11 protein-coding genes, 2 tRNA genes and 1 pseudogene are annotated in these 10,539 nt (G+C 30.5%); 6 read left to right on the forward strand and 8 right to left on the reverse strand.

From position 1 onward, the window contains the following. Window positions 1-152: 152 nt before the first annotated feature. The 3 genes from PLW95_06940 to PLW95_06950 form a co-directional block, all read right to left on the reverse strand. On the reverse strand, window positions 153-413 hold the full coding sequence (locus tag PLW95_06940; protein HOV22394.1) for a hypothetical protein: 261 nt from the start codon (window positions 411-413) through the stop codon (window positions 153-155). 2 nt (window positions 414-415) lie between these two features. Beyond that, window positions 416-676 (reverse strand): hypothetical protein, encoded by a 261-nt coding sequence (locus PLW95_06945; GenBank protein HOV22395.1) that lies wholly within the window; start codon window positions 674-676, stop codon window positions 416-418. 164 nt (window positions 677-840) lie between these two features. Beyond that, window positions 841-912, reverse strand: a tRNA-Phe gene (locus PLW95_06950). Window positions 913-1,076: 164 nt separating this feature from the next. Here PLW95_06950 and PLW95_06955 point away from each other — a divergent pair. The 4 genes from PLW95_06955 (at window position 1,077) to PLW95_06970 (ending at window position 5,896) form a co-directional block, all read left to right on the forward strand. Next, window positions 1,077-2,477, forward strand: a complete 1,401-nt coding sequence (locus PLW95_06955) for an ATP cone domain-containing protein (protein ID HOV22396.1) — start codon at window positions 1,077-1,079, stop codon at window positions 2,475-2,477. Next, the gene (locus tag PLW95_06960) at window positions 2,471-3,361 is read left to right on the forward strand and encodes a DUF933 domain-containing protein (GenBank protein HOV22397.1); all 891 of its coding nucleotides are present in this window, start codon (window positions 2,471-2,473) and stop codon (window positions 3,359-3,361) included. The genes PLW95_06955 and PLW95_06960 overlap by 7 nt, the downstream gene beginning before the upstream one ends. 164 nt (window positions 3,362-3,525) lie before the next feature. Continuing rightward, window positions 3,526-4,665, forward strand: a complete 1,140-nt coding sequence (locus tag PLW95_06965) for an amidohydrolase (protein ID HOV22398.1) — start codon at window positions 3,526-3,528, stop codon at window positions 4,663-4,665. A gap of 163 nt (window positions 4,666-4,828) precedes the next feature. Next, complete coding sequence (locus tag PLW95_06970; GenBank protein HOV22399.1) at window positions 4,829-5,896, forward strand: aldo/keto reductase; 1,068 nt, start codon at window positions 4,829-4,831, stop codon at window positions 5,894-5,896. Window positions 5,897-6,020: 124 nt separating this feature from the next. Here the strand turns inward: PLW95_06970 and ispF are convergent, their stop codons facing one another. From ispF to PLW95_06995, 5 genes and pseudogenes are all read right to left on the reverse strand, one after another. Next, a complete protein-coding gene (ispF, locus tag PLW95_06975) occupies window positions 6,021-6,488 on the reverse strand; it encodes a 2-C-methyl-D-erythritol 2,4-cyclodiphosphate synthase (GenBank protein HOV22400.1) in 468 nt (155 codons plus the stop codon). Window positions 6,489-6,568: 80 nt separating this feature from the next. Continuing rightward, window positions 6,569-7,573: pseudogene (locus PLW95_06980) on the reverse strand (site-specific DNA-methyltransferase). Between the two features lie 34 nt (window positions 7,574-7,607). Then, window positions 7,608-7,693: transfer RNA gene (locus tag PLW95_06985), tRNA-Ser, on the reverse strand. Continuing rightward, window positions 7,679-7,891 carry a hypothetical protein gene (locus PLW95_06990; protein ID HOV22401.1) on the reverse strand — a complete coding sequence of 71 codons (213 nt, stop codon included), beginning with the start codon at window positions 7,889-7,891 and terminating at the stop codon, window positions 7,679-7,681. Before PLW95_06990 ends, PLW95_06985 begins: the two co-directional genes overlap by 15 nt. Before the next feature lie 153 nt (window positions 7,892-8,044). Further along, window positions 8,045-8,206, reverse strand: coding sequence for a hypothetical protein (locus PLW95_06995; protein ID HOV22402.1), 162 nt, complete (start codon window positions 8,204-8,206; stop codon window positions 8,045-8,047). A gap of 1,162 nt (window positions 8,207-9,368) precedes the next feature. Here PLW95_06995 and PLW95_07000 point away from each other — a divergent pair. Further along, on the forward strand, window positions 9,369-9,734 hold the full coding sequence (locus PLW95_07000) for a type II toxin-antitoxin system RelE/ParE family toxin (GenBank protein ID HOV22403.1): 366 nt from the start codon (window positions 9,369-9,371) through the stop codon (window positions 9,732-9,734). Then, the gene (locus PLW95_07005) at window positions 9,731-10,048 is read left to right on the forward strand and encodes a helix-turn-helix transcriptional regulator (GenBank protein ID HOV22404.1); all 318 of its coding nucleotides are present in this window, start codon (window positions 9,731-9,733) and stop codon (window positions 10,046-10,048) included. The genes PLW95_07000 and PLW95_07005 overlap by 4 nt, the downstream gene beginning before the upstream one ends. Window positions 10,049-10,539: the final 491 nt, after the last annotated feature.

Consider the following 10,539-nt stretch of genomic DNA (forward strand, 5'->3'; position numbering starts at 1 on the left):
AGGGGGATTGTTCTACACAGGCAGTTTAAGGAAAGCATACGAACCAGCCCTACCCTCCTTCGCTAATGCTCAGACGGGCAGGCGCAGAAGTGCTAAGTTGGGCTTACGGGGTTTCCAAGCACAACGGGTAAAGAGGGGGATTTGTATTGCTTTTATCTAATTCTTTTATGTCCTGTATCTTTTGGGAATTTACAGTGGATTTCCACCAATTCCCCTTTCCCATTATAAATTTCCTGATAAAACTTTATTGTATTTTCATTTTTATCTACTTCTTTAATATATCTTGCACTCCACCCTGATTTACCTCTTATTTCCATCCAATATTTTCTTCCTCCGTCGGGAAAAGTATCCCACTTCCCAAATTTCTTCTCATTTATCTTTCTTTTCCTATCTACTGTTTTATTTTTTTCCACAGTTAATTAATTATAACTTCAACTTTTACTTTAAACCCCAATTTTTCAAGAAAATTCTTACAATCTTCCCATGATAGCCCAAATTCTTTAACATCAGAAAGCCCGATATAACCTACTATCTCTCTTAAAATTTCTACATCATTTTCATCAAACTCGCCCTTTTCAATTATATTCTCTGCCCAATCCACAAGTTGAGAATGAGATATTTTAAAATCTAAATAATCTTTTAATTTTTCTGCTACAATTTTTCTGTTTACTTTCATTATTTTGCTCTCCTTTTTTTCAATTCACATTATATTTATTAAATTCCCTACTCCCCTTTGAAAAATAGACAAAAGCAGGGGATAGCAAGCACAACAGGGAATGATGCTTTTCCTTTTTACCTGTTGCTTTCAGTCAACTACGTTGGCTGATTATTTATAGAAGGTGCCGGGGGACAGAATCGAACTGTCCACGCCAGCCTTTTCAGGGCTGCGCTCTACCACTGAGCTACCCCGGCATGATAAATATTAAAGAAGTATTGCTATACTCATGCTTAAAATAAAACTACACCAACCTGATAAACTTCACTAAAGTCATAAACTTAAAATACCACAAATATAACTATTTTGTCAAGGAAACGAAAAGTTTGTCATTAAAGGAAAGAAAAAGTATAATGAAAAAATGGAAGAAATAAAAAATGTCAGAAAAAGAGATGGCAGAATTGTTCCTTTTGATAAAGAAAAAATAACAGAAGCAATATTTAAAGCAGCAAAAAGTGTAGGGGGAGAAAACAGGTATTTGGCAGAAGATATTACAGAAGCAGTTACTCTTTATCTTAATAAGAAATTTCAGGGACAAACTCCATCTGTTGAAGAAATTCAAGATGCAGTTGAAAGAGTTCTTATAAAAACAGGGCATGCAAAAACAGCCAAAGCATATATACTTTATAGACAAAGAAGAGCAAATGTAAGAAAAGTAAGAGAAGGAATAAAACCACCTGATTTAATTGAAAGAGAAGAAATAAGAAATATAAGAGATATAAAAATATCTGTTGTTAGAAGTGATGAGAATTTAACTGACTGGAATAGAGAAAAAATAATAGAAGCACTTCTGCGAGAAACAGGTATATCAAGAAATATTGCAGAAATTATTGTAAGTGAAGTAGAAGAGGAAGTTATTACTTCAAAACTAAATGTTTTAACAAGTTCAATTATAAGAGAACTTGTAAATAGCAAGTTAGTAAAGTATGGTTTTGAAAAAGAAAGAGAAAAACATTCTCGTATTGGGATACCTCTTTATGATGTAGAGCAAATTTTTAAGAATTTTAAAGGGACCCCAGACCAACTATCTTTGAAATTCGGGCAACATATTAAAAAAGAATATGCAATTTCTAATGTTTTTTCTGATGAAGTAATTTTTAGTCATTTTAAAAAAGAAATTTTTATACATTGTTTAGAAGAAATAGATAAATTTTATAGTTTAGAAGTTAATTGGAGAGATGAAGAAGAAAATTTAAAAAGAGCAATGGATTGGTGTTCCTTTGTTTTTTTCAAGTCAGATAAGTTATTAAATTGGCAGGGAAGTAATAATAATATTTTAAGGGCAGTTGAAATACCTCTTTTTGGTGGATTTGATTTTCTTGCAGAAATTGTCAAAGAAAGACCTTTTGAAGTAGAATTAAACAAAGAAAGGCAGGGAGATATCCTTTATGTAGGGAAAATAAGTTTAAATACACCTTCAATAGTAAGTAAAGATAAAATTTTCAGTATAATTAAAAAAGCATTTGATGAAAAAAGGAAATTTTTAGAGAATATTTTAAGTGATGAAATTAAGGAATTTTTTGATAGTTTTAAGAAAAAGAACTACCTTGAAATAAGTACAGAAGATATAAATATTGAGAATTTTATTTTCCCTGATGAAGATATAAAAATTGGACTTAAAACAAGTTCTGAAAATTTTGTTAATTATCTAAAAAGAATAGAAAGTAAAAATTTTGCAATTAAGGGTAAAATAAGTCAAAATAATATTAGTATTTTGCATGAAATGAAAGAAGATATTTTTGTAAAGGTGAATTTATGGTAATTAAAGTTGGACTTTTTGGGTATCAGGGAAGTGGAAAAACAACTTTATTCAAGAAATATACAGGTAAAGAAGAAGAAAATTATGACCCATTTGTTCCAAAAATTGGAATTGGAAGATATGAAGATGAACGATTGAAAAAAATAAAAGAGGTTCTCAATCCAGAAAAAGTTATATTTCCTGAATTTGAATTTTATGATTTTAAAGGTTTTCCAGAAGGTGAAGGTTTTCCACCAGAATTTTTTAAAAATTTTTATACTCTTGATATAATAATTTGTGTTGTTAAAAATTTTTCTGATGATGCAAAACCAGAGGAAGAGGCAAATTCTTTGATAATGGAACTTATTTTTCATGATATTGATAAATTAGAAGGAATAAAACAAACAAGAGATAAAGAAGGCAATATAGAAGAAAATAAAATTATAGAAAAGGCATTAGAGATATTACAAAAAGATAAATTATTAAAGTCATTACAAGAAAATGACAAAAGACAACTTTCGGGAATTCAACTTCTTACAACAAAGGACTTTCTTATATATTTAAATGGAAATAAGAAAAAAGTTAACCTCTCATATTCTGTTGTGAGTGAAGAAGAAGACATTTATAAAAAAATTATAGAGCAACTTTCAATGATAACTTTTTATACAATTAAAGGGGATATTGCACAGGGATGGATAATTCCTGAAAATTTATCTGCAAAACAGGCAGCAGGTAAAATTCATAAGGATATTGAAAAAGGGTTTATAAAAGCAGCTGTCTTGCCATGGAATAATTTTGTTGAAATCGGTGATTGGAAAAAAGCAAAAAATATGGGTGTTTTAAAATTTCTTGGACCAAACTCAATTTTTTCTGATGGAGATGTTGTTGAATTTTATTTTTCAAAGTAATAATATAATCAGTTAACTGCGTTGACTAAGAGGTAGCAAGTATAAATGAAAAATTAAAAACGCACATTACTAAAACTTTGTGCTTCTGTGCTTTACTCACGGGTTTACTGAATATTTAATATTTACTTTAAATGTCTATAATGGAAAAAGGATGAATATTCAAAATGGAGGACATAAAAAATAAGGTAAAAAAAATAGAAAAAGATATTATTAGTTGGTATAAAGATTTACATCGATATCCTGAACTTGGATTTCAGGAATTTAAAACATCAAAAAAAATACAATCTCTTTTAAAAAAATTTAAAATACCATACCAGGTAAAGGCAACAACAGGAGTTGTAGGATATATCAAAGGCAAAAGAGACAAAACACTTGGAATAAGGGCAGATATAGATGCTTTACCAATTGAAGAAAAAACACCTATTCCGTTTAAATCAAAACATAAAGGGTGTATGCATGCTTGCGGTCATGATGGACATACGGCAATACTTCTTGGGGTAATAAAGGTTTTATCTGAGTTAAAAGAACTAAAATCAAACATCAAATTTATTTTCCAGCCGAGCGAAGAAAGACCACCAAGTGGTGCGAAACAAATGATTGAAGAAGGTGTTATTGATGATGTAGATTGTATAATTGGTTTTCATCTGTATTCGGTGATCCCATCTAGAAAATTACGGATTGGCAAAGGTCCTGTTTCAGCAAACACTGACCTGTTTAAAATAAAAATAAAGGGAAAAGGGGGACATGGTTCTCGTCCACATTTAACAAATGACCCGATTACCTGTACTGGTTATCTTATTACTTTTTTACAGACCATTGTGAGTAGAAAAATAGACCCCATTGCTCCCTGTGTTGTTTCAATTGGACAAATTTCAAGTGGGTCTGTATTTAATGTAATTCCCGATGATGTTGAAATTGTAGGGACTGTAAGAACATTATCAGAAGACATAAGAGATAAAATAAAGGAAGAAATGGAAAAAATAACAGAAAAAGTTTGTTCCTCTTTTGGTTGTAAAGGAAAAGTTGAATATAATAAACATCTTCCTGCTAATGTAAATGATGCATTTCTTACTGAAAAGATAATAAACATTACACAAAAATATTATCCAGAAAGTTTATCTGAATCTCGTCTCTCCATGGGAGGAGAGGACTTTGCTTTTTTTGCTCAAAAAATACCATCAACATATATTTATATTGGAATGGGAGAAAAATGTGGACCTATTCATAGTTCTATATTTAAAATAGATGAAAAAATTTTACCTTTTGCAGTTGAATATTTAACTACTTTATTAGTTAATTTATAAACAATCAGTCAACACAATTGCTTGAGAAGTAGCAAGTAGTAAGATAAAGGAAAGGATTTAACCTTATATGTCTTGCTTTAAAAAAGAGTTAGCGGGCTTTTTCTTTCTAATATAATGGTAAGGATGCTTAGATGAATATTTATGTGTCGAAGGAGGGGAAGAAATGGAATATAGACAGTTAGGAAGAAGTGGATTAAGAGTTTCAAAATTATGTTTAGGAACAATGCGTGATTTTACAGAAAGCAATTATGATGAAGCAAAAAAGGTTGTTGATGAGGCAATTGATTCAGGTGTTAACTTTATTGATACTGCTGATTGTTATGGGCAATCAGAAGAAATTTTAGGGAGGATTTTTGCTGAAAATGGAAAAAGAGAAAAAGTAGTTCTTGCAACAAAGTTTGGATGGTACATGGGAGAAGGTGCAAATGATTATGGTTCAGGAAGAAAGCATATAATTGAGTCCTGTGAAGGTAGTTTAAAACGACTAAAAACCGACTGGATAGACCTTTACATAATTCATGTTATAGACCCAAATCCCCCGATGGATGAGACACTTTATGCTTTGGATACACTTGTAAGACAGGGAAAAGTAAGATACATAGGAACTTCAAAACATCCTGCAAGTATTATACTTGAAGGGCTCTTTATAAGCGAGAAATATGGATGGGCAAAATTTGTAAGTGAGCAACCCCCCTACCATATCCTTGATAGAAGTATTGAAAATGAACTTATTCCTATGTGTGTAAAACATGGTGTTGGAATTACTCCATTCTGGCCTATTGCGTCAGGCCTTTTATCAGGAAAATATCGTTCTGGAAAAGAAACAACAGAAGGCCGTTTTGCAAGAGGGAAAGTAGATGAAAAAATTTTAGAAGTAATAGAAAAACTTATTCCTCTTGCAGAAAATAGAGGAATTACATTAGCAGAATTTTCTCTTGCATGGCTTATGCAACAACCCGGTGTAACAGCACCTATTCTTGGAGCAAGAAAAGTTGAATATATAAGGTCTGGAGTAAAAGCGTGTGATATCAAATTGACAGAAGAAGAAATTAACAAAGTTGATGAGATAGTACCTCCTGGTACTTATATTGTTCCTCATTATGAAAATAATATCTGGAGACCAGCAAGGATGTTTTATTCATCAAAAGCAAGAAGTATAAAAGGAACAGGTGCATATATTCCTGATACAAAAACAGATTCTTCAAAAAAATCAGGTTATCCTCAATTGTGAAAGACATAAAAGGGAAAAAAGAAATAACAGGGGTCAGAAAGTAGCGAGTAGATAAAAAAAAGTAAAGAACGCAGATAAAAAAGTGAATAACTAATAGGGCATAATTTTAACAGGAATAAGAAATTTAAGAAATTAAAACAGACGAAAGACAGGCACATGCATTTCCTTTTCCTATTTCACCAATTCCTTCGTATGTTTTAACTTTTATCCCTATATTTTTTTCATCAATCCCTGTAATTTCAGAAATTTTTTTTCTTATTAAGGGGACATAAGGAGAAAGTTTTGGTTTTTCACATATTATAACAACATCAATATTTTCTATTTTACAATTTTCCTTTTTCATTATTGTAAGAACTTTTTTTAGAATTTTTTTACTATCAATTCCTTTTATTTTTTCATCTGTATCAGGAAAATAAAAACCAATATCTGGTTTAGCCAGAGAACCTAAAATAGCATCAGATAAAGAATGAAGAAGAACATCTCCATCACTATGCCCGATAAGTCCATGACTATAAGGTATTTCAACACTCCCAAGAATAAATTTTCTGTCCTTTTCAAATCTATGAATATCAAACCCAATCCCTATTTTCATATTATTTTTACCTCACAAGAAATTATTTAAAAAATTTTTTATAATTTTTCCAATCTCTCAATCTCTTGTTTTATTTCTTCAATTACTTCTGGACTAATAATAGTTTTTACTGAAAGTAATTCTCTTTTTGTTGAATCAGATAGGTCAATTTTTGAACCGAATTTTAATTTTTTTGGGTCTATTTTCTTATCAAATTTTATATGGTCTTTAAAGATATAAGGTAAATTTGAAATCTCTAAATTCCAATTTGTGTTTCTAAATTTTTGCTTTATTATTTCAAACTCTGTATTTTGAATAAAATCTATTTTGTCTATACCAACTTTTTCTTTTATTATTGATAAAAAATTTTCGTTTATTTCATATCCAATTGAATTTCTATATAAATTTTTAGCAGCAAGAGTTGTAGTTCCACTGCCCAAAAAAGGGTCCAAAATAGCATCTTCTACAAAACTGAACATTTTAATTAATCTTTTGGGTAGTTCTTCTGGAAACATTGCTAAATGTTCCGTTTGCTTTTCACCGGTAAAATTCCAATGCCCAGAAAAATATTCATTCCATTCTTTTTTTGTAAGTTTGGATTTTTCTTTTAACTCTTTTGAATCCTTTGGGGGATTTCCGGGTTTTTTAAATATTAATATAAATTCATAATCAATCTTTATAATACCATTTCTTGGGTAAGGAAAACTGCCCATTAAAGTAGCACCACCAGTAGTATTCATAGTTGTTGGTTTTTGCCAAATAATATCCCCCATATAATCAAATCCTATTGTTTCACAGAATTTAATTATTTCTGTTCGTATAGGGATAATTTTATATCTTCCATAATAGACAGAACGAGCAAATTGGTCGCCTATATTTATACATAGACGACAACCATCATATAATACCCTATAACATTCATTCCACACCAAATTTAAATTGTTTATATAATTTTCATAAGTATCATTAAAACCAATCTCATTTTTAACTCCGTAATCTTTTAATTGCCAATATGGTGGTGATGTAATAATAAGATGAACTGATTTATCGGGAATTTCCTCCATTTTTCGTGAATCACCAATTATTATTTTATGTTTTGTTACCATATATTTCTCTTTAAGTATAAAACCATTCTAAAAGCGGAGGGGGTGGGAGTCGAACCCACGATCCCAGATTGGGATACACGCTTTCCAAGCGTGCGCACTCGGCCTCTATGCGACCCCTCCAGAACTTTTTTTATCAGATGAGAAAATTCTTGCAGGAAACTCATAACCTGCTTTTAATCTTTTATAAAAAAGTTTTTTAGAAAGTCGATTTAACTGACTATAAGAAATTTCTCCTGTCTCTAATTTTTTTAATTTTTCCTTTGCTTTTATTTGTTTCTTCTTATAAATTTTTCTTACATCTGTACTATATTTTCCCATATTGGATATCCTCCTATTTTGGTATGTAGTTTTTAAAAATTATATTGGATAAACCATTTCAGGTCAAGAAAAATGAGAAATAAATAATAGAAGTGAGATTTGTAATACCCCTTTCAGTGAGAAAAAATAGAAATATTTTTACAAAAATCCGAATTATAGTTTAATCCAAAACGATATTATTTCTTTAAAAACAAGTGGCAATAAAGCAAATAGACAATGAATTTCTGCTATTAATGAAGAACGGAGATATTCATTTTTAAAACTTATGTTTTTAAAGTTTAAAGACATTGGAAACCATCGCGGAACTTCTGACATATATTTACGGTATTGCTCACCATACAATTCCAATAAATGTTGTTCTTCATATTTTACAACAAGCGAATAGACAATTACCCATAATATGCCTCCTTTCAGGTCTTTAGGTTATTTCCTAAAAGGTTACATATTTAAACACTTTTTACAATCTTTTTCTCCCTATTAGACCCGGTGCACTATGGTTGCCGATAGTTAGTACATTATACCCTGCTTGGTGACATAAACTGCCTGTGTAGAACAATCCCCCTCAATTCCCGTTGTGCTTATTGAACCTCCAAAATCCCCCTCAATCTCCGTTGTGCTATCTGAAATCCCCCTTTATCCCTCCGCCAAAATGCGCGTCGGACAGGCCTTTGTTAAAGGGGAAAATGACGCACCAACTCTGAGGCACAAGGGAAGCAACTTTTGTCGGTTTAATAAAGTGGGGAAACTTTGTCTTCAATTTTTTCATTTTGCACTTCTCACATCCCCCCTCATCATAATCTTCTCCCCACAGGGGCGAAGAAAAGACAATCCCCCTCACCTTCTATCCTCTCCCCACAGGGGAGAGGCTCGCCCGTAGGGTCCTCGCTTTTGGCTACGGATTCTAAACTACTCCCGAGGGGAAGGGTGAGGGGGGAATTAATTTTTAGTATATATTTGGTGTAAAAACAGTATGAATATCACAATGCCTAAAAAAATATGGGAATTTAGGATTATTAAAAAACATATAAGAGATATTAAGAAATTTTAGCAGTACCATGGAACGCAAAAAGAGGTAAAAATGGAAAAAGTAAAAGAATAAAAAATTGATATAGTAATAATGAAATTAGAATAAATTGAAAATTATTAGAAATTTATGAAATTAATTCCAGAAGAAAATTTAGAAGAATATGAGAATTCAAAAGAAATAAAAAAAGCATATAATTCTGCAATAAAAATCTATCCCCCAATTTAATGAAAATAGAAAAAACAAATTACTTTATAAAAGAGTATAAAAAACTCCCGTCAAAAGTTAAATCACTTTATAAAAAGCAAGAAGAAATATTTATTTCAAATTGGTCAAATATACTTTTGTTTACTTCTTATAATTATTCCCTTATTTTAATTCTCTAAATGAATATTTTGGGAAACTTGACGATTACAACTAAATAGTGGTATAATCTTAAAAAATTATTTATTTATGGGAAACTATATTTGTATTTTTTACAAGACAGTCAGTGGAAATTCGCCAGTAGAAGATTTTATTGAATCTTTGGATGAAGATACACAAGATAAGTTTATTTACAAAAAGGAATTACTGGAACATTTTGGTCCGCAATTACGTTGTCCGCATACAAGTGAAATTTCTGAAGGTATATTTGAGTTGCGATTTAAAGGAAAAGAGGGGCAGATTAGGATTTTGTTTTTCTTTTATTATGAGAAACAAATTATTCTGGTGCATGGGTTTGTGAAGAAAACACAGAAAACACCGAAAAAAGAAATTAATATTGCAAAGAAAAGGAAAACAGAATATTACCAAAGAGTAAAAGAGGAGGAGAAATTATGAGAAAAGTAGATGATTATATAAAAGAGAAAATGACAAAAAATCCAGATTTTAAATCTCGTTATGAAATAATAAAACAAAAAGTAGAAGTTGCTAAAAGAATTATTGAGTATAGGAATAAATATAATTTATCTCAATCTCAACTTGCCAAAAAGTTAGGTGTCTCACAACAATATATTTCTAAAATAGAAGAAGGAGAGTTTTCTAATATAGAGACGGTAGAAAATATTCTTAACCAAATAGGATATTGTCTAAAATTAGAAGTAGTTCCTTTATCTAATCAAGATAAAGGTTCTTATCAACAAGTTTTACCATAAAATTGCGCACAAATAAGAAACTTGAAAAAGTTGAGATACCATAGGTAACATTCCACAGTTTTTTGAGAAGTTCAAGGATTCATATAATAAAAGAAAGGAAGCAGTGAAGATAGAAGCAGAAGTGGAGTTTTGAAAGAGGTAAACAATTTATTACGCCATATCTAACCGCGGGGGTTGAACAAGAAGGACACTAAAATTTGACTTTTTTAAGAGGACACTTTAGAAATTTTAGTAGTTAAAAATTTATGGATAGTTGCTTCTTGTTTTTACAGGAAAAAATAGACATTACCATGAAAAGTTCTTATTTCATATTGGGAATTAAACTCAAAAAATAACTTTTGCAGGTAAATGTTTTTAGAGATTAATTGAAAATTTGGATAATTTATAGCAATATACTGAACCTTTTTAATTTTGTAAAGAAGAGTTTAGGTTTGCAATTGTTGCCTGAACATTTTTTATTCTCTCTTCTATATCTGGATGGTCGCTTAAAA

Source organism: bacterium, from assembly GCA_035370465.1.
Taxonomy (GTDB): Bacteria; Ratteibacteria; UBA8468; order B48-G9; family JAFGKM01; genus JAGGVW01.